Source organism: Bacillus cereus group sp. MG16, from assembly GCF_040459875.1.
Classification (GTDB): domain Bacteria; phylum Bacillota; class Bacilli; order Bacillales; family Bacillaceae_G; genus Bacillus_A; species Bacillus_A paranthracis.
In genome coordinates this window covers 5,152,737-5,172,726 of record NZ_JARVHE010000001.1, presented here as the reverse complement: position 1 = coordinate 5,172,726, position 19,990 = coordinate 5,152,737, and the positions used below count along the sequence as shown (strand labels likewise).

Below are 19,990 nucleotides of genomic sequence, written 5' to 3'. Positions count from 1 at the left end.
TATTTTTCATGATTGATTAATAAGGATGAAAATTTCTCTTTATTTTTTAACTTGATAGTGATGTGCCGTGTCCCTTTAACCTTTTGCACGAATACTGGCAGAGCCTATTGAAATGAAAAAGTTGGATTATTTGATTAAAATGTTATTTTAGGTATATATACTATAATACAGAGTAACATACATGGAAAGGAACGATAGAATATGGAAAAGTTACAAATTGGAGTTGTTGGTGTGGGCGTTATGGGAAAAAGCCTCGCACTTAACTTTGAGAGTAAAGGGTATTCTGTTGCCCTATATGATATTTCAAAGGAAAAAGTTGATGAAACCATTGAGGAAAACCGTGGTAAAAACTTAGTTGGTACTCATATAGTTGAAGAGTTTGTTAACTCACTCGAATCACCTAGAAAGATTTTATTAATGGTTAATGCGGGGGAAATTACAGATAAAGCGATTGATTCTCTAGTCCCTCACCTCGATAAAGGTGATATTTTAATTGACGGTGGTAATACATACTTTGTCGATACAATTCGCCGAAACAAACGTCTTGCCGAAGAAGGAATCAATTTCATCGGGGCAGGTGTGTCAGGCGGCGAAGAGGGTGCATTGAAGGGACCATCTATTATGCCCGGCGGACAGAAGGATGCATACGAAAAAGTAAAGGATATGCTTGAAAACATCTCTGCAAAAGTGAATAACGAGCCTTGCTGTTCTTATATCGGACCTAATGGGGCAGGACACTATGTAAAGATGGTTCATAATGGTATTGAGTATGGAGATATGCAATTAATTTGTGAAGCATATTTCTTCTTGAAACAAACACTAGATTTGACTGCAGAAGAGTTCCATGAAATATTTGCTGAATGGAATAAAGGTGAACTGAACAGCTATCTAATTGAGATTACAGCCGATATTTTCAAGAAGAAAGATGAAGAAACTGGTAAGCCATTAGTGGATGTTATTCTTGATACTGCAGGACAAAAGGGTACAGGGAAATGGACAAGTCAAAGCGCACTTGATTTAGGTATCTCTCTGCCTATTATCACGGAATCTGTATTTGCACGTTGCATTTCTGCTTTAAAAGAAGAGCGTGTGAACGCAAGCAAAGTTTTATCTGGCCCTAAAGATAAAACGGCAATTGGAGTTGAAAAAGCCGAATTAATTGAAGCGGTGCGCCAAGCTTTATATATGAGTAAAATTTGTTCTTATGCACAAGGATTCACGCAATTGAAGGCAGCTTCTGAGGAATATGATTGGAACCTTGATTTTGGCAGCATTTCTATGCTTTGGAGAGGCGGATGTATTATCCGTGCTGCCTTTTTACAGAACATTAAAGAGGCTTATGAGACTAACACTGACCTACCGAACCTTTTACTTGATCCATACTTTAAAGAAATTGTAGAGTCATATCAAGGTGGATTACGCCAAATTATCTCAATGGCGGTACAACAGGGCATTCCGATACCTGCATTTTCAGCAGCAATTTCTTATTATGACAGCTATCGTACTGCCAAACTACCTGCAAACTTGTTGCAAGCGCAGCGCGATTATTTTGGAGCGCATACGTATAAACGAGTAGATAAAGAAGGTACATTCCATACAAAATGGATATAAAATAATAAATGGACTAAGATTAAATTCTTAGTCCATTTTTCATTCCACAATTCGTAGGCTATAAGACTCCCACTGATGGAATTTCACTTTTATTTATCTGAATTTTCCGTTATTATTTTAAGTATCTGTGAACAATTTCCTTTATTATGACAAAAAGAGACGAGAGATTTATGGACATTACAAGGGGGCATATTGATGAAAGTGAGTGAAAAAACATATTTAAGTATAGAAGAGATTATTTCATTACCGGCCGTATCAAGTACAAACATAAGTGATGATGGCAAAAATGTAGCATTTGTTAAGAGGACAGTTAACTGGAAAGACAATACATATAGAAATCATGTATGGATATATGAAAAAGGTAAAGGGCAGAGTTATCCATTAACAAATGGGGATATAGATAGTACATGCCCGTTATGGTCTCCAAATTCTAGGGATATTGCATACTTTAGCCCTGGTGGTAATGGGAAAAATCAAATCTTTGTTAAGTCATTAGATGGTTATGGTGGGGTGCAAATTACTGATGAGGAAGAAGGGATCAGTACATTCAAATGGGATCATACTGGTAAAGGTTTTTATTATATTGCACAGTCAAAAGAATGTGAGGAAATAAAGAAACGTAAGGAGCTATATGGAGATTTTCAACATGTAGGTAAGGAACATCAAAATAATTGTTTATGCTACGTTGAAATAGAAAAAGTGATACAAAATGATAAAGGGGAACGAGAGATTAACGGTGTTTATCAATTAACTGATGGTAAGGATTTTTATATACATAACTTTGATATTTCAAATGACGGGAAAAAGGTTGTATGTATGGCTACACCAAGTCTAAACGATTATATGAATAGTGATCTATATATATTAGATGTTGAAGCTGAGGAACTGCAAAAGATGAATGTAGATAAGTTGTTGGGCGGGAGCGTTTGCTTTTCTCCTGAGGGCAGCAAAATATGTTACTCAGCAAGCATAAGAGAGAAGGATTACTATAGAAATCATATACAAGAGAGTACATTAGAGATATATGATATGAATACGGGAGAGGTACTTCAACCTCTAACAAACTTTGATAGTACGGTTAAGCCATTACAGTGGACAGCTAAAGGGATTTTAATTAGATGGCAGGATAAAACGAATTACCTTATTGGTGTGCTAGCTGAAGATGGCACTGTAGAAACATTAAGCGAAAAAGTAGATGGATTTATAATGGATGCCTCTATAACAAGAGATGGAAATCATATAACCTATAATAAGGCTATAACAAATGAAACTTTTGAAATCTATTTGGATAATAAAAAAATAACGAATGAAAATAGCTTTTTCGAAGGGAAGCTTAAAAGCAACAGGGAAAACATTTCATGGCAAAGTAGTGATGGTCTTGAAATAGAGGGTGTTTTATCAACACCAGTAGAGTTTGATGCAAATAAAAAGTATCCTTTATTAGTAGTAATTCACGGTGGTCCGGCTTGGGCATCCTTTCCGATATTTTCAGACTGCTTTAATGAGAAATATCCGATTGAACAGTTTGTTGAAAAGGGCTTTATCGTTTTAGAACCAAACTATAGAGGAAGTTCTGGTTATGATAATGAATTTTTAAAAGCAAACTATAGAAAACAGGGAATCGCTGACTACGATGATGTTATATCAGGGGTGGATAAGCTAGTTGATCAAGGGATGGTAGATAAAGATAGAGTAGGAGTTATGGGATGGAGTAACGGAGGATATATATCAGCTTTCTGTTCTACATTTAGTAGCAGATTTAAGGCAATTTCAGTTGGGGGCGGAATTACGAACTGGAGTACTCATTACGTAAATACAGATATCCCTTACTTCATTAGGATGCATTTAGGAAATACTCCATGGAATGATCCAGATATATATACGAAAACATCACCAATGACGTATATTAAATCAGCTTGTACGCCTACCTTAATCCAACATGGCGAAAAGGATGCAAGAATTCCAGTTACAAATGCATATGAGCTACATCAAGGATTAAGAGATATGGAAGTTGATACAGAATTAATGATATTTAAAGGAATGGCATATAGTCCTGATCAGCCAGGAATGAATGTAGCTATTATGAAGCAGAATTTGATGTGGTTTTCACATTATATTCTTGGAGAAAGTATGGAGGGTTTTAGTACTATATAATGGATATCCGCACAGGGATTATTCGTTGTGCAATCGGGCCAGATTGTTGTAAACTGCAAGTAAACCATTATTGAGAAGATTTAAGTGGTTATAAGGAAGCTTAATTCGGAGGACGAATATGACAGAGAATAAAAATGAGTTATCTGTAGAACAACGTGAAGAACTAATAAAAGTATTACAAGCTCGTTTTGAGAAAAGCATGAACCGCCATGAAGGTCTTGAATGGGCTAAAGTTGAGGTAAAGCTGAATGCTAACCCTGAAAAGTTATGGTCACTTAACGAAATGGAAGTAACTGGCGGTGAGCCGGATGTTGTTGGATATGACAAAGAGAGGGACGAGTATATTTTCTGCGATTGTTCAAAGGAGAGTCCTAAAGGTCGTAGAAGCCTTTGTTATGATCTTGAAGCGTTAGAATCAAGAAAGAAGCATAAACCAGAAAATAACGCTATTGATGTGGCAGCCGCTATGGGTATTGAACTATTAACTGAAGAACAATATCGAGAGTTACAACAACTTGGAGATTTTGATATGAAATCATCAAGCTGGGTACAAACACCTTCAGATATTAGAGAACTCGGTGGTGCGCTATTTTGCGATTATCGCTTCGGGCATGTTTTCGTGTATCACAATGGGGCAGATTCTTATTATGCTGCCAGAGGTTTTCGTGGCTCGTTAAGAGTTTAAATTTGGAGTAAACAAAAAAGAGCCTATACGCAGGCTCTTTTTCTTATTTATATTTTAAGAGTAAACCGTTACTACGCAGTTTTGCTTAATTTATATGTTCCATGGCTGTTTTTACGGAAAAGTTTTGGGAAAACATAGCCATCTAATCCAATACGTCCAGCGTTCTGTCCTGCAACTAAAATGAACATAGTCAAAATAAGCAGGTTTGGATTTACACTAACAGTTCCGCTTAATAAAAATGAAAGATTCATTATGATTGCGAAAAATGCAGCTGTTTTTGTTAATCCACCTAAAATTAAACCTAGACCTACTAAAATTTCTCCCCATTGAACTAAAAAGCTAAATAGGTCTGCGTTTGGAAGAACAAAATGTTGAAGAAAATTTGCCCACCAACTTTGTACTGCAGGATGGTCACCGGATGCTTGAGCGATAGCACCCTTTAGAAAACCACTTGCGTCAAAAGATTGTCCAAAGACTTTGCCTATTCCAGCAGCGAGCCATGTATACCCTATGTAAAGTCGTAAAAATAATAATATGAAAGTAGCACGTTTATCAGTTCTTAAAAAATTGATAACCATTGAAATCCCTCCAATATTGTATTTACAAGTTTATTATATATCCATTGTGAAAAAATTCACAATGGATATAATGTGAACAAATATATGATTTTTTATTTATAAAATTGCACCTAAAATATTATGAAGTTTATTTTTGAAAATTAAGCAATAAATGAGAGATGGGAGCTATCTATTGTAGCGGATAGCTCCCGTAGTAAACAGGTTCATGTATGTTCTTTAAGTTCATCTGGGGGTTCCTTATTATTTCTCTGGTTTTATATAAGGAACAATTGGTGCAGTAACCCCTACAGAAGCACCACGAATAAATTCTTGATTTTCTAATGGCTTAAAGTTTTCCGTTTTTCCAGTTAGCATAACCCCTAAGATTTTCACTTGATCAAATGGTTTGTCCTTGTTTGCTTTTAAAAACTTCTGGATATCTTCGTCATATCCATCGTCATCGTATTGTTTAAGAGAGTCAAAGAACCTTTTGTACGCTTCTTCAGGCTCTTTTTCTGGGGCAAATCCGTAAACTTGCATACCGGCAGGACCTTTGCTTTCGTCTTTAATAGGTGAGACCATATATAGCCATACGATATTTAAGTTGTCTGGTATTTTTGTTTGAATTTCTTTTAATGTATAAGGTTGATTGAAAGAGATAGCAACTTCCGCTACATAGTTTTCCATTGTTGAAACGGCACTTAATTCATTTTTGACTCCATTATGATATTCTTTGATAGCCGGATTATAAAATGTAGCAACTTTATTTTTCGTTTGTTTATCATAATTATAAGCCTCTTTACTAGAGCTAGACCAATAAGATCCTGGTATTAACTCGTTGTAATCGATATTAGAGCGAAACCAATCGTAAGAGCTTGTCAGTGTATTCCATCGTACTACGTAACCGTTAATGTTTTTAGAGCGATTAGATACGATATTGCCGCCAAACATAGAAGAATTACTCGTTACTTGAGAATCAATTTGCACATTCGGTTCTGCAATTGCGTTATGTAAAAAGAGATGTTCGTGCAGCTTCGTAGAACTTTTCGCTGCGAAGTAATTGCCAACCTTGTACATTATAGGAATCAGCATGATTACAACGATAATAGAAGTAATAATGATTTTAAGTAACTGTTTCCTTTTAGCTTTTTTTAATGCATCTTTTAAAGAAGTATCCATTAAGTTTTTCCTCCTACTGTAGAATGAATTGTTTTACGTGCACGATGTAATTTTTGTTTAACACTGTTCACTTGAATATCTAGTATTAGGGCGATTTCTTCATATGAAAAATCATAATAATATTTTAAAAAGAAGGCTTCTTTATATTCTAGTTTTATATCTTTTAATAGATAGAAAATCTCATCTTTATTTAAAACAGCATCTAATTCTCGGTCTGTATATTGTAGTTTTGAATAAATCTCTTCAGTTAAATAGATGTTTTGCTGCTCTTTTTTTCTCTTCAAGTCAATGTATTCGTTTAATGCAACCCTAAAAAACCATGGACGTATGTTATTCTTTGTTAGGTCATCTAGCAACGTATATACTTTATAGAAAGTATTTTGGATGATGTCTTCTGCGTCTTCTTTTATAGCCCCTTTCGCTAGTAATAGTTTGAACACTTCCTCCCCTAAATTGATAAGATAGGAGGTCAATATATTTTCTTTTCCCATCATTTTTCCTCCCTATACTTATACAACGGATAGGTAATCATAAATGTATACACTTAAATGAAAGTTTTGTTCTTGATACAAATAGAAAAGGCATATAACAATCATATGTTATATGCCTTTTCTATTATATATTTAGTAATTTATTTAGGTAATGTAAACTTAACTTTTTTACCTTGTGAAATATCTTTAGCTTCTTTATTTCTCATAGGTCCTAACTCAATCTCAAAGCTTTTGTCTTTCCAAATCTTCTCATACTGCTCTTGATCTAAAATAAATACTTGCAGTAACTCTCCAGATGTTCCCGTTTTGACTGAAGCGTTATAGTCGTAATTTAGTAGCATACCTTCATTAATTGTATATTGTGTACCATCATTCACTCTTAATGTAGAGCTTATAGGAGATAATGAAACGTCTTGAGTATCTTTGTTATCAAGCTTGAATTTCACTGTTAATAGAACAATACCATTTTTGAAATTTGCAAAGCGTGGTGCTTCGACGGAATTTGGTGTGAATTGAGTAAATTGGTATCCGTCTAATGTAACATGAACAGCACCTAATTCTTGGCTGTTATTAATACTTGATTTCTCTTTTAACATTTTTTTATCGCCCATGTTATTAGCTGTAGCTTTATCTTGGTAGAAAGCTTTATCTGTTGCAACCTTTTCAGCACCTTGTTTGTTTAAACTTAATGAAAAGCTTCCAGGGCTTCCAATTGGAGCATCGAATTTTCCTTTATTAGCTTGTGCAGTTGGGACTGTGACTGAGACTGTTGAGAGACTTGAAATTTTTTCTAGATCATCTTTTCCAAATGGATACGCGATATAACCAGAAATAGTTTCTCCTGCTTTTACTAAGTAATCATTCGTTGGAGCAAGCTTAGTTGGTAGCTGATCTTCTTTTGGAATTAAGTCTTTATAGTTACTATATACTTTCTGAGCACCAGTAAATGACATGTCCAATGCTGGCATATAATAAATATCTTTAGCTGAACTATTTTTTACGCTATAGTTCACAAGAATAACTCCGCCCTCTGTTTGACGGTTAAATGGAATGTTAAAGTCCGTATGGAATCCATTTAATTCAACTAATGTATAGCTGTTCATCGATACTGAAACATCTTCAGCTTTATGGACTTGTGGTTCCTTATTTTCAAAAAGAACTTTTGTTTTACCACCTGTTTCTTTTTCCATGTAGGAAATAAGTTTAGAATAATCGCTGGAGCTAGTAGCGGTATTTTCCGTCTTTTTATCTTCAGGTTTATTTTCTTTCGTCGTATCCGTTTTTTCTGTTTTGCTTTCTTTTGTTGCATTCTCTTTTTGTTCTTTATTTGTCGTATCGCTTTGACCACAGCCGGTTATTACAAAAGCTGCTACGATTATTGCTGAAAATAAAGAAAGTAATTTTTTTGACATGTTTCTTCCCCCTATTTGTATAAAACTAAACTCTCACATTAGCCCCACGTTTTATTATAAGAAGGCTAGTCAATATTTACCAGTGTTTTTTTTAAAATTATTCCCATTATTTAAATATTATAATATAATAAATTTGATAGAAGTTTGGAATGGAATATTGGTTTTTATTTTTTATCATTTAAAATATTACATCATATTGTTAAGATAGAAATAGAGGTATATGGAAAGGAGACAAGGACTCAATATGTGGATGAACTTGTAATGATTAGAAATTAGATAGATGAATTTTTCTCTCATAAGTGAGGGGTTATTTAGCTATCTGTAAATCATGCAAGGATTGCATATTTGGCTTGTGCATCCCCTTTGTAAGGATAGATACGTATGTGGGGAAATTCATATCTCTTATATAAAATATGCGTCCTTTAAAATTGGAGGAGTATATGATGAATCAATTAAAACATAAAGTAGCAGTTGTTACAGGTGTAAGTCGTCTAGATGGTATTGGTGCAGCAACTTGTAAAAAATTAGCTGAAGCAGGATACGATATATTTTTTACATATTGGACAGCTTACGATAAAGAGATGCCTTGGGGCGTTGATCAACGTGAACAAATACAATTACAAGAAGAGTTACTAAAAAATGGTGTGAAAGTATCGAGTATGGAGTTAGATTTAACTCAGAATGATGCACCGAAAGAGCTTATAAATAAAGTTACTGAACAACTAGGCTACCCCCATATATTAATTAATAATGCAGCATATTCTACGAATAATGATTTCTCTAATTTGACTGCTGAAGAACTGGATAAGCATTACATGGTAAACGTTCGTGCGACTACATTGTTAAGTAGTCAATTTGCCAGAGGATTTGATAAGAAATCTGGTGGTAGAATTGTGAATATGAATATGACGTCGGGACAATTCCAAGGGCCTATGGCGGGAGAACTAGCGTATGCAACAACGAAGGGAGCTATTGATGCTCTAACTAGTACGTTGTCAGCAGAAGTAGCTCATTTAGGAATAACAGTGAATGCAATTAACCCAGGTCCAACCGATACAGGCTGGATGACTGAAGAGATAAAGCAAGGATTAAAACCGATGTTTCCATTTGGTAGAATTGGTGAACCAAAGGATGCAGCAAGACTTATTAAGTTTTTAGTAAGTGAAGAAGCGGAATGGATTACTGGACAAGTTATTCATTCAGAAGGTGGATTCAAAAGGTAAAAAGAAGGTATCTCACCCTGGTGAGATACCTTCTTTTTTAATCTTTCTTCAATCTTCGTGCAATACCATTCCCTAAAGACTGTAATCCTTGAACGAGGATAATTAAAATAAAGACAGTTGCATACATTACTTCAGGTTCATAGCGTAAATGTCCGAAGCGATATGCTAAGTCCCCTAGCCCACCAGCACCTACAAGGCCAGCCATTGCTGTTGCGCCGATTAAGCCAATCGTTGCAATTGTTAATCCAAGTACAAGGGAGGGACGAGCTTCTTTCATCATGACGTGCCAAATAATTTTTATAGTAGAAACGCCCATCGCTTGGTAAGCTTCAATCACACCACGATCGACTTCTAATAATGCGGTCTCCATCAATCTTGCGATATAGGGAGCAGTGAAGACGACAAGCGGTACGATAACACCTTGTACACCAATGGATGTTCCCATTAGAAATTTTGTAAAAGGTAGAATGAAGAATAATAGAATGATAAATGGAAGAGAGCGAATGATATTAATAATTGTATTAAGAATTGGATAAATGATTTTGTTTTCTTGCTGTCCACCAGGTCTCGTTAAAACAAGTGTGACACCAAGTGGCAGTGCAATAAGGATCGAGATGAGTAATGAAATAGATGTCATTTGAAAAGTTTGTATGGTCGCCTCCCATATAACTTTACCCCATTCATCCAAAAAGGACTTGTTTTCCATGGTCTGTTCTACCTCCTTCTACGATGATTCCCTGTTCTTGTAAAAATGATAAAGCACGGTTGATTTCATTTTGTTCCCCTTGCATATGAATGATAAGTTTCCCGTATGCTTCATGTTTTAATTGAGTAATATTACCGGATAAAATATTCGGATATACTTGGAATCGTTTTGTAGCGACAGCTAATGCTGGTTCTCCTGAAGAATTTCCTATAAAAGAAAGAGTTACAATTTCACCAGTAGTTTGAAGTTCTTTTTGTACATCTTCTGGAATTTTTGCTGCAAATGCGCTATTTACAAATTTCTTCGTTGTTACATGTTGTGGGTTTGTGAATATATCCTTCACAGTCCCACTTTCGACTACTGCTCCATGTTCCATAACAGCAACTCGGTCGCATATACGCTGGATGACATTCATTTCATGTGTAATTAATAAAATTGTAATCCCGATTTCCTCATTAATCTTTAATAATAGGTCAAGAATAGAATCAGTTGTTTCTGGATCTAAAGCGCTCGTTGCTTCATCACTTAATAACACTTCCGGTTCATGTGATAGTGCACGCGCGATGGCTACACGTTGTTTCTGGCCACCAGAAAGTTCACTTGGATAGGCGTCTTTTCGATTAAAGAGATCGACAATACGTAAATACTTTTCTACCCTTTTTTCAATTTCTACTTTTGGAATGCCAGCAAGGCGTAAAGGTAGTGCGATATTTTCATAGACGGTAACGGTTTTAAGTAAATTGAACCCTTGAAAAATCATCCCGATTTTTTGTCTCGCTTTTGCTAGTTCTTTTGTAGACAGTGTTGTTAAATCTTGCTCGTTTACAATAATATTTCCTGTTGTTGGTTTTTCTAATAAATTTACACAGCGAATTAATGTACTTTTGCCAGCGCCGCTATATCCAATGATTCCAAATACTTCGCCCTTTTTTACTTGGAGGGAAGTAGACTTAAGAGCTTCCACGTTCCCCTTTTTTGTTGTAAATACTTTGGATACATTTTTTAATTCAATCATTATCGTCAGCTCCTACCAAGACGGTAAAACAGAACCATCAAATTTTTTATCGATAAATTCTTTTACTTCTTTAGATTGATAAGCTTTCTTTAATTTATTTACAACAGCATCATCTTTATTTTCAGTACGAACAACGACCCAGTTTACATATGGTGAATCTTTTCCTTCGCGGAAGATAGAATCTTTCGCAGGGCTTAATTTTGCACCTAATGCAAAGTTTGTATTAATGGCAGCTGCTTTTACTTCACTTAGTTGTGTTGGTAATTGAGATGCCTCTAATTCAACGATCTTTAAATTTTTTGGATTTTCAATTACATCTTTTGCAGTCGCTTTTTCTGTCGCTTTTGGATCCACTTTTAAAACTCCTGCTTTTTCAAATAGTTTTAAAGCTCGAAGTTCATTCGTTGGATCATTTGGTACAGCAATTGCATCGCCCTCTTTTAATTCTTTTACATCCTTTAAGCTTTTTGAATATACGCCCATAGGGAATGTTACTGTTGAAAATACTTCGGTTAATTTCATATTACGTTCAGCTTTAAATACGTCTAAATATGATTTTGTTTGATAGCTATTTACATCAAGGCTTTTTTCATCGAGGGATACGTTCGGTGCTACATAATCATTAAATACTTTTATATCAATTTCGAGACCGTCTTTCGCTGCTACTTCTTTTACCTTTTCAAAAATTTGTTCATGTGGCCCTCCTGTTACACCGACAGTAATCTTTTTCTCATCTAACGCTTTTACTTCTTTATCTGAACTCCCGCTACATGCGCTTAATAATAATACAGCCCCACTTACAATGCTTAATAATACTTTCTTCATCTATAATTCCCCCTTAAATATACGTTCCAAAATAAAAAGCACCTCTCAAAAATAAGAGAGGTGCCGAATAGACAAAATAGATTCCTCTCTTATCTTCCAAAACGAGAACTCGTTTTGCAGGAATTAGCACCTTAGCTTATACGTTATAAGCTCGGTTGCCGGGCATCATCGGGCCAGTCCCTCCGCCACTCTTGATAAGAGTATGTGTATGTAGTTTTTTGAATGTAGTACTAATAGTAAAACTTACAACAGGAATTGTCAATGTTATTTTCTGAATATATTTTATTTTAAGGTAATCGAAACGTTTCCTTTTTTATGCCCTTTTTCCACATACATATGAGCTTCAGCAATTTCTTCTAATCGGTAAGTTCTATCAATAACAGGCTTTAAATGTTCTGTTTCAGTTAGTTTTTTTAGTAGAATCATATCCTCTTTACTTACCTTTGCCATCATTCCATTCACAGATACATATTTTCCATTGGGTGTTAATGTATTTGTACAAAGGGATTTTTTATACTTCCCAACTGCATCAAATATAATATCGTAGCGCTCGCACCCCTTAGTAAAATCTTCTTTCGTATAATCAATTACTTTATCAGCCCCTAAAGATTGAACGAGTTCAAAATTTGAATTACTACAAACAGCCGTAACGGTCGTACCAAAATATTTAGCGAGTTGTATGGCAGCTGTTCCTACTGATCCAGAGGCACCATATATGAGAACTTGTTGCCCCTTTTTTATCCGGCCTTTTCTCAGAAAATGCAACGCTGAAGTTCCACCAAAAGGAATAACTGCCGCTTCTTCATACGTTACATTGGTAGGTTTTAATGTTATTAATCCACTTTCATGCACGCATGTGTATTCGGCATAACCACCAAGATTGAGTTCTGTTAATGCAAAAATTTGATCCCCGTTTTTAAATTGAGTTACATCTGTCCCGATATCCTCTATCTCTCCTGCTAATTCTACGCCAAGTATAGGGTTTCTCGGTTTTCTAAGTCCTAATATAAGTCGCATAGGAATCCAAAATAATAGAGGGCTATTAAATCCGCGTATTCTACAATCTCCAGTCGATACACTTGTTGCGTGAATTTTAACTAATACTTCGTTCTTTTTAGGTATAGGTTTCTCTATATTTTGAAGCTGAAGAACGTTAGGTGGTCCATACTGTGTGCAAATAATTGCTTTCATAATGACCTCCTGAATTTAGTTGTTGTTATTTATATCCTATTTAAAATTTTCACCAAACATGTTAAATAATGAAATTGAAAATCATATGGATTTAAAAGAAAAATTGGTGGTATTATTTGGTAAAGGGGGATTTATATGAAGAAAATCATGATAGCTTCTAGTTTGTTACTTACAATTGGTTTAGGGGTAGGGTGTAGTAGTGATAAAGTATCAAAGACTGATGGACCCAAAACGGCATCAGTAAAGAAAGAGAAGGAATTAGCCGCAAAGGATGTTTTTAATAAGGCGTATGAAAACTTAAAAAATGAAGAGTATGTAACGTTGATGCAGAATATGGACATAAAGGCTGACGGACAAGAACTGAGTATAGTGAAGGCTAAAATACAAATAGAGCCAAAAACAAAGAGTTCTCGTGCTGAAATGAATGTTTCGGGTACTGATATTATCATTTATGGTGTAAATGATAAAATTGTTGGTCAAGTGAAGAATCCTAATACGGGTGAAGTTATATCTATACCAGAGGAGAAATTAAATATTAGTGGGATGAATGCAGCCAAGAGTGTGAAAGAGAATGTAGAAATCCCGCCAGAAATTGTACAAAAAATGAAGATAGAAAAAAGCGGAGACAAATATAAATTAAAGCTCAGGTTAAAAGGAAAAGATGCAGAGAGTATTTTAGGTAGTATAGGTGAAACGCAGAAGAAAGCATTAGAAGCACAAAATGCAAAGGTAGAAGAGATAGATGCAGAATATATGATTACAAAAGATTTTAAATATGAGTCATTGAGAATGGATATAGTTGTGAGTAGAAATAGTAAGGAGAAAGCACATTTTATGACGGATATAAAATATACATCGTATGAAAAATTTGATCCAATACAGTTACCAGCAACGAATTGATTGATTTGTAGAGAGATGCCCAAAAAAGTAAGGGCATCTCTCTTTTTTCGTTACTAACATATTTTCTTCTTAGAAAAATAGGTACAATATGTAGTGAAAGAAATTCAAACAAGGAGAGTGTCATTTGAAAAAAAGAAAGATAGTAGTGGCCATTGTAGCATATACAGTGTTGCTTGCAACGTCTGTACATACATATAAAAAACAACTCGATCATCCTATTATGAGTGATGTAGGTAAATTGCTTCCGACAAAAATAAAACGTGTTGAAAGTGCTACTGATGAGCAATCGTTAATAAAATTAGTGCAAGATGCGAATGTTTCTGGAGAGAAGATTTCTATTGCTGGTATGCAACATAGTCAGGGCGGGCAGACGTATTATCCACATGGTACGATGCTTGATATGAAAGGGTATAATAAAATATTAGAATTTGATCCAGAGAAGAAGCGCATTACAGTTCAAAGTGGTGTCACGTGGAATGATATTCAGAAGAAAATAAATCCATATGGTCTTGCAGTTCAAGTTATGCAATCTCAAAATATTTTTACGGTTGGCGGTTCATTAAGTGTAAATGTACATGGTCGTGATATTCGTCATGAAGCATTGATTGATACAGTAGAGTCGTTTAGATTACTAATGGCGGATGGTACGGTGCGTAATGTAAGTAGAGAAGAGAATGCAGATTTATTTCCTTATGTCATTGGCGGTTACGGGTTATTTGGTGTCATTTTAGATGTGACCTTAAAGTTAACAAATGATGAATTATATGAAACGCACACGAAAATGCTAGATTATAAAGAATACACGTCTTATTTCAAAGAAAAAGTGAAAAAAGATGCTAATGTTCGTATGCACTTAGCTCGTATTTCTGTTGCTCCAAATTCATTTTTAAGAGAAATGTATGTGACAGATTATACATTGGCACAAAACCAAAATATGAGGGAGGAGTATAGTGAATTAAAAGAAGAAACTATTATAGCAGCGCCTAAATTTTTACTTGGATTATCACGCTATAGTGATTGGGGAAAAAATACATTCTGGGATATACAAAGAAGTTATTTCGAACGTACAGATGGAAAGTATGAGACGCGAAATAATGTTATGAGGTCAGATAGTGCCTTTATGGAATATGAAAATCCGAATAGGACAGAGGTGTTACAAGAATATTTTGTGCCTATAGATTCTTTCACGGAATACATAGATGATTTACGTAACGTATTAAATGAAGAAGAGTTTAATTTGCTCAATATTACGATTCGTTACGTGGAAAAGAATGAAAATGCAGTTTTATCCTATGCGAAAGATGATATGTTTGCACTGGTTCTTTTAATTAATCAAGGGCGTTCTGAAAATGAGATAAAGAAAACAGAGGATGTTATTCAGAAGATGATTGATGTTACGTTAAAGCATAACGGTAGTTATTATTTACCGTATTATTCTTATCCATCGAAAGAACAGTTAAGGAGAGCATATCCTCGTATAGAAGAGTTTCTTCAGAAGAAAAAAGAAGTGGATCCAAAAGAGAGATTTGTGAATTTATTTTATAGGGAGTATACGAAATGACATATAGAAGATTTGTAGCTTCACAAAGCATGATTATGATGGCTGGAAGTATGGTATTTCCTTTTTACATTCTATTGCTTCGGAATGTTGGAAATAGCTTCTCACAGTTTGGCTGGGCATATGGCTTATTTGCCTTAACTTCAGCTCTAGTATATCCGTTAGTTGGAAGAATCTCTGATAGAGTAGGTGATAGAAAGTTACTAATTATATACGCCTGGTCTATGGCAATATTAATGCTTTGTTTTCCTATTGCAACAGAAGTATGGCATGTATACATTCTTCAAATTTTAATGGGTATTTTAGGGGCTGTGCAGCGTAATACGGAGAAGACTTCGTTAGCACGAAAAGTTGTACAAGAAAATGCTGGTTATGAGATTGGAAAATATCATGTGTGGACATCGATTGGAGGAGCGGTAGCAATTATTGCAACAGGATATTTAGTAGATTTCTTTACGATCGGCACGATTTTTTATATTGCATCTATCTTATATGTAGTGAGCAGAGTTGTATTAAGTAGTAAAAAAATATAACAATTCCCATTTTTACCTGAATAACCTTTATTTGTTATACTAAAGAGGAAGACAAAAGAAAAGGGGACATTGCCTTTGATGAAATTTTTAATTTTAGCTATTCTCACTTTGTTTTTGATTCCATGGACAAGAAGAAGCGGTAGTAAACTTCGAGCAGTGGATAAGAAAGGGGATGAGAAGGTTGTAAAGGGTAAGAAATCATCTATTTTAGTTATTCCAGTTTTATTTTGGATAGGTATTGCAATCTATGAATATTTTTGGCTAATTGATGATCGAGCAGATTCAATTCTTACTCATTATTCTGTTGCAGTAGCGATTTTAATTGGGCTTGTTTTATTTTCCCAAGATCAAATAGGTAAATTAGAAGGTACGTTAAAAGGACTTCTAATGCTTGTTTTACTTGCAAGTTACGGCTACTTTGGTTATTTGCACGATATAGTAATCTCGCAAAAGAAATATGATTCTGTTGTAAAGGTAGAGAAAGATATTTCAGAGCCATTTACTGAAAATGATCAGCCATTTACAGTGCCGCCAAAGACAGCGGAGAATAAGATGAAAAAAGTATTTGGGGATATTCCGAAAGTAGCTTATTTTGAGCTAGGAGAATTAACGCCACAAATGGTAAATGGCGAGGCTTTATATGTAGCACCGATTGAAGTTTCAGGATTTTTTAAAGCACGTAAAGCTGAGACAATTCCAGGGTACGTCACGATGTCAGGTACGAATCCTGATGCAGAAGCAAAGCTGCACCTTGGTTATAAAATGAAATACGTGCCAAGCATGTTTTTCGGAAATAATTTAGAGCGTGTGGTAAGGCAAGCAGAACCAAATTTAATCTTTAAAGGAAAACCTAAATTTGAAGTGGATGATAAAGGGAAACCGTATTATACAATGACGTACGGTGAATTTATTTCAGGAAGATCTGGATTTGAGGTAGAGGGCGTTGTAGTAGTAGATGCACAAACAGGCGAAGTGAAAAGATACGATAAAGGAAAGGCACCTAAATTTGTTGATGGCGTATTAAATCACGAGACTGCATCTACGTTAAATACGTACTTCGGTAAATATATTCACGGATTTTGGAATACAAAATTCTCGCAAACTGATATGAAGATCCCGACTGAGTGGGGAATGAAAGAAGGAGTTACACCGATTTTCGGTAAGGATGGAACACTATATTACTTTACTGATTTTACTTCTCCGAAAGAAGGAGTAGATTCTGCGTTAGGTTACTCACTTATTGATGCACGTACAGGTAAGTTGTATTACTATAACGGAAAAGAAGTAAAGGGAATTATGGATGGTTCAGCTGCTTCGGAAGTCGTGGATAATTCCTTTAAGAGAGAAAAGTGGCATGGAACGATGCCGGTTATTTATAACGTGTATGGTAAACCTTCTTGGATTGTACCTGTTATTGATGATGGAGGGTTAGTACGTGCCCATACGGTTATCTATGCTTCTAATGCGAAAATATTTGCAACAGGTTCGACGCAAAAAGAAGCGCTTGAGAATTATAAAAATGCGCTGAGTGGAAGCGGAGATTCATTTAGACCGACTTCAAATGGAAAAGAGGCGCAAAAAGAAGGCACTGTACAACGTGTATATAAAGAAAAATCAGGTGAAAATACAATCGTGTACGTACTGTTAGAGAATGAACAAAAAGTATTTATGATACCTGTGAAGAAATTCCCATATGCTATGTTTACAGAAGTGGGAGATCCAATTCAAATCACATATTTAGATACAGGAGAGGCGATGTCTTCCGTATCTAAATTTACAAATAGTAATTTGAACAAGTAAAGCGATAGAAATTCTATCGCTTTTTTTACAGAATTAAACAGGAAAATGAGCTATACTTGACGTATGTTTATGTTGTAACTATAATTGTTACGATTTAGTATGTTATAGGAAAGGGTGAACGGAAAAAGTGAATGAAGTTAATCAGGAAATATATAAGCCTGTAAAGATGAACAGGTTATGGATGATTCTTGTATTAGGAACACTTACGGCAATTGGGCCGTTATCTATTGATATGTATTTGCCTTCGTTACCGAAGTTAACGGATGACTTGCAAACGGGTGCATCTCTAGCACAGCTTACATTAACAGCTTGTTTGCTTGGGCTTTCAGTAGGACAATTATTTGTTGGCTCAATTAGTGATATTTACGGAAGACGCAAACCTCTTATTATTGCTCTTATTATTTATGTTGCTTCTTCTTTACTTTGTGCTGTTGCACCATCTATTTGGACTTTAGTGTTATTACGCTTCCTACAAGGAGCTTCAGGATCAGCCGGAATTGTTATATCACGTGCAATGGTACGTGACATGTATTCAGGTTCTGAAATGACGAAATTCTTCTCACTACTTATGTTAGTAAACGGAGCAGCACCTATTTTGGCACCGATTATAGGGGGACAATTATTACAGTTTACAACGTGGCGCGGTGTCTTTATCGTTCTCGGAGCAATAAGTGTATTTATGTTAATATCAGCTACTTTCGTATTACGTGAAACATTACCTCCTGAAGAAAGAGAAACAGGCGGTTTGTCAGGGACGTTAGCGACGTACGGAAAACTGTTAAAGGATCGTTTGTTTATGGGATATGCATTGTCACAAGGATTAGTAACAGCGGCAATGTTTGCTTACATTTCGGGATCACCATTTGTATTGCAAAATATATACGGGGCATCACCACAGCAATTTAGTTTATTCTTTGCAATCAACGGTATCGGTATTATTATTGCTAGTCAGGTTACGGGTCGTTTAGCGGGGAAAGTGAATGAGAAGACATTATTTGTCTCTGGTATCATTATTGCAGCTGTTGGTGGTTTATCTTTACTACTGACAATCTTGCTAGGAATAGGGTTAATTGGTGTTTTATGCTCGTTATTCCTTGTCGTATCAAGTGTTGGGGTTGTCTCAACAACTGGGTTCTCATTAGCGATGAGAAATCAAAAACAAGCTGCAGGAACAGCATCAGCTTTATTAGGCTTATTACAGTTCATTTCAGGAGCGCTTGTTGCACCTCTAGTAGGCATTGGTGGAAGTAATACCGCATTACCGATGGGTGTTGTAATAGCTCTTTGTGAAATTGGTGCGGTACTATGCTATTTATTTATGGCTAGAAGAAGTGAAAAGCAGTTTGAACTGCAAGCAAGACAAAATTTAGAGGCTTAACAAAAAAGAACTGATTCAAAGGGAATATTTGAATCAGTTCTTTTTTCATTTCTTTGAAATACCTCATATAGTTTTGTAAGGTGCTGTAGTAAAGCAGTGCAAAAGTTATTTGTATAAAGTGACGATACTGTGACAAACATGTTGGTATATATATTACGATGTCGTCTTAAGTGTAAAAAGTAGGATGTTCTCGGTATAATAACAAGTGGAGATAAAAGAAACTATAATGAGTAGTAGCTGTAGATAAAAGGAGAAGAAGAGATGAAGAAGGTTTTGGGTATTGCTGTAATGGGAAGTATGATCCTTCTAGCAGGATGTAATGGAAATAAGGATACGAAAGAACCGAAAGAAAAGGTAGAGCAATCTACAGAACAAACAGAAGAAATGAAAGAATACCGTGCAGTACATGAAAAATACGATTTGAAAATGAATAAAGAAATTAATAATGCACTGCAGTTATTTGAAGTGGCAAAAGAAAAGGGCGGTAAGGAAATAACGACTGCTACATATAAAGAAGATGTGCAAAAGGTAACAACGAGCATGTTAGAAGATATTGATCATATACGAAAAGAAATTCGTGTTCCGAAGTCGAAAGAGCAAGAACATGAGGTATATGTCGGTTTCTTGAATGAATCGGAACAAGCAATGAAAAAATTACAGAAGTTAGCTAAAGAAGAAGATTCATCGTTGATTCGTGATATAGAAATTAATTTTGCAACAGCATCGACATACTATAAACGTTTTCAAGCAGAAACGAAAAAATAACCTTGCC

At 35.2% G+C, this 19,990-nt stretch carries 18 protein-coding genes and 1 riboswitch; of the genes, 10 read left to right on the top strand and 8 right to left on the bottom strand.

The window, feature by feature from the left end; all coding sequences use genetic code 11:
- Positions 1 to 201: 201 nt before the first annotated feature.
- The 3 genes from gndA to QCI73_RS26745 all read left to right on the top strand — a co-directional run bounded on the left by gndA (position 202) and on the right by QCI73_RS26745 (position 4,450).
- Positions 202 to 1,611, top strand: a complete 1,410-nt coding sequence (gene gndA / locus QCI73_RS26755) for an NADP-dependent phosphogluconate dehydrogenase (protein ID WP_000413557.1) — start codon at positions 202 to 204, stop codon at positions 1,609 to 1,611.
- A 195-nt stretch (positions 1,612 to 1,806) separates the two neighbouring features.
- A complete protein-coding gene (locus QCI73_RS26750) occupies positions 1,807 to 3,765 on the top strand; it encodes a S9 family peptidase (protein WP_353824063.1) in 1,959 nt (652 codons plus the stop codon).
- A gap of 118 nt (positions 3,766 to 3,883) precedes the next feature.
- Entirely contained in the window at positions 3,884 to 4,450 is a 567-nt protein-coding gene (locus tag QCI73_RS26745) for a DUF4256 domain-containing protein (RefSeq protein ID WP_353824062.1), read from the top strand.
- A gap of 71 nt (positions 4,451 to 4,521) precedes the next feature.
- Here QCI73_RS26745 and QCI73_RS26740 read toward each other — a convergent pair whose 3' ends face one another.
- The 4 genes from QCI73_RS26740 to QCI73_RS26725 form a co-directional block, all read right to left on the bottom strand.
- On the bottom strand, positions 4,522 to 5,028 hold the full coding sequence (locus QCI73_RS26740) for a DoxX family membrane protein (RefSeq protein WP_262725602.1): 507 nt from the start codon (positions 5,026 to 5,028) through the stop codon (positions 4,522 to 4,524).
- Between the two features lie 240 nt (positions 5,029 to 5,268).
- Complete coding sequence (locus QCI73_RS26735) at positions 5,269 to 6,186, bottom strand: sigma factor regulator N-terminal domain-containing protein (protein ID WP_353824061.1); 918 nt, start codon at positions 6,184 to 6,186, stop codon at positions 5,269 to 5,271.
- The gene (locus tag QCI73_RS26730; RefSeq protein ID WP_353824060.1) at positions 6,186 to 6,677 is read right to left on the bottom strand and encodes an RNA polymerase sigma factor; all 492 of its coding nucleotides are present in this window, start codon (positions 6,675 to 6,677) and stop codon (positions 6,186 to 6,188) included. Before QCI73_RS26730 ends, QCI73_RS26735 begins: the two co-directional genes overlap by 1 nt.
- A 140-nt stretch (positions 6,678 to 6,817) precedes the next feature.
- Positions 6,818 to 8,089 (bottom strand): DUF5068 domain-containing protein, encoded by a 1,272-nt coding sequence (locus QCI73_RS26725; RefSeq protein WP_353824059.1) that lies wholly within the window; start codon positions 8,087 to 8,089, stop codon positions 6,818 to 6,820.
- Between the two features lie 440 nt (positions 8,090 to 8,529).
- Here QCI73_RS26725 and QCI73_RS26720 point away from each other — a divergent pair, with 440 nt between their 5' ends.
- Positions 8,530 to 9,312 (top strand): SDR family oxidoreductase, encoded by a 783-nt coding sequence (locus QCI73_RS26720; protein ID WP_353824058.1) that lies wholly within the window; start codon positions 8,530 to 8,532, stop codon positions 9,310 to 9,312.
- Positions 9,313 to 9,349: 37 nt separating this feature from the next.
- Here the strand turns inward: QCI73_RS26720 and QCI73_RS26715 are convergent, their stop codons facing one another.
- From QCI73_RS26715 to QCI73_RS26700, 4 genes are all read right to left on the bottom strand, one after another.
- Positions 9,350 to 10,018 carry a methionine ABC transporter permease gene (locus QCI73_RS26715; protein ID WP_353824057.1) on the bottom strand — a complete coding sequence of 223 codons (669 nt, stop codon included), beginning with the start codon at positions 10,016 to 10,018 and terminating at the stop codon, positions 9,350 to 9,352.
- Positions 9,993 to 11,033 (bottom strand): methionine ABC transporter ATP-binding protein, encoded by a 1,041-nt coding sequence (locus QCI73_RS26710; RefSeq protein WP_076870233.1) that lies wholly within the window; start codon positions 11,031 to 11,033, stop codon positions 9,993 to 9,995. Before QCI73_RS26710 ends, QCI73_RS26715 begins: the two co-directional genes overlap by 26 nt.
- Positions 11,034 to 11,045: 12 nt before the next feature.
- Complete coding sequence (locus QCI73_RS26705) at positions 11,046 to 11,858, bottom strand: MetQ/NlpA family ABC transporter substrate-binding protein (protein ID WP_000757003.1); 813 nt, start codon at positions 11,856 to 11,858, stop codon at positions 11,046 to 11,048.
- Between the two features lie 86 nt (positions 11,859 to 11,944).
- Positions 11,945 to 12,059: riboswitch (SAM riboswitch) on the bottom strand.
- 81 nt (positions 12,060 to 12,140) lie between these two features.
- A complete protein-coding gene (locus QCI73_RS26700; protein ID WP_353824056.1) occupies positions 12,141 to 13,049 on the bottom strand; it encodes an NAD(P)-dependent alcohol dehydrogenase in 909 nt (302 codons plus the stop codon).
- Between the two features lie 135 nt (positions 13,050 to 13,184).
- Here QCI73_RS26700 and QCI73_RS26695 point away from each other — a divergent pair, with 135 nt between their 5' ends.
- The 6 genes from QCI73_RS26695 to QCI73_RS26670 all read left to right on the top strand — a co-directional run bounded on the left by QCI73_RS26695 (position 13,185) and on the right by QCI73_RS26670 (position 19,983).
- Positions 13,185 to 13,949 (top strand): DUF6612 family protein, encoded by a 765-nt coding sequence (locus QCI73_RS26695; RefSeq protein ID WP_000723287.1) that lies wholly within the window; start codon positions 13,185 to 13,187, stop codon positions 13,947 to 13,949.
- A gap of 124 nt (positions 13,950 to 14,073) precedes the next feature.
- The gene (locus tag QCI73_RS26690; RefSeq protein WP_353824055.1) at positions 14,074 to 15,510 is read left to right on the top strand and encodes an FAD-binding oxidoreductase; all 1,437 of its coding nucleotides are present in this window, start codon (positions 14,074 to 14,076) and stop codon (positions 15,508 to 15,510) included.
- Positions 15,507 to 16,040, top strand: coding sequence for an MFS transporter (locus QCI73_RS26685; protein ID WP_353824054.1), 534 nt, complete (start codon positions 15,507 to 15,509; stop codon positions 16,038 to 16,040). Before QCI73_RS26690 ends, QCI73_RS26685 begins: the two co-directional genes overlap by 4 nt.
- A gap of 78 nt (positions 16,041 to 16,118) precedes the next feature.
- Entirely contained in the window at positions 16,119 to 17,840 is a 1,722-nt protein-coding gene (locus QCI73_RS26680) for a DUF3981 domain-containing protein (protein ID WP_353824135.1), read from the top strand.
- 166 nt (positions 17,841 to 18,006) lie between these two features.
- On the top strand, positions 18,007 to 19,218 hold the full coding sequence (locus QCI73_RS26675; protein WP_116777297.1) for a multidrug effflux MFS transporter: 1,212 nt from the start codon (positions 18,007 to 18,009) through the stop codon (positions 19,216 to 19,218).
- 261 nt (positions 19,219 to 19,479) lie between these two features.
- Positions 19,480 to 19,983, top strand: coding sequence for a hypothetical protein (locus tag QCI73_RS26670; protein WP_000756528.1), 504 nt, complete (start codon positions 19,480 to 19,482; stop codon positions 19,981 to 19,983).
- The last annotated feature ends 7 nt before the right edge of the window (positions 19,984 to 19,990 follow it).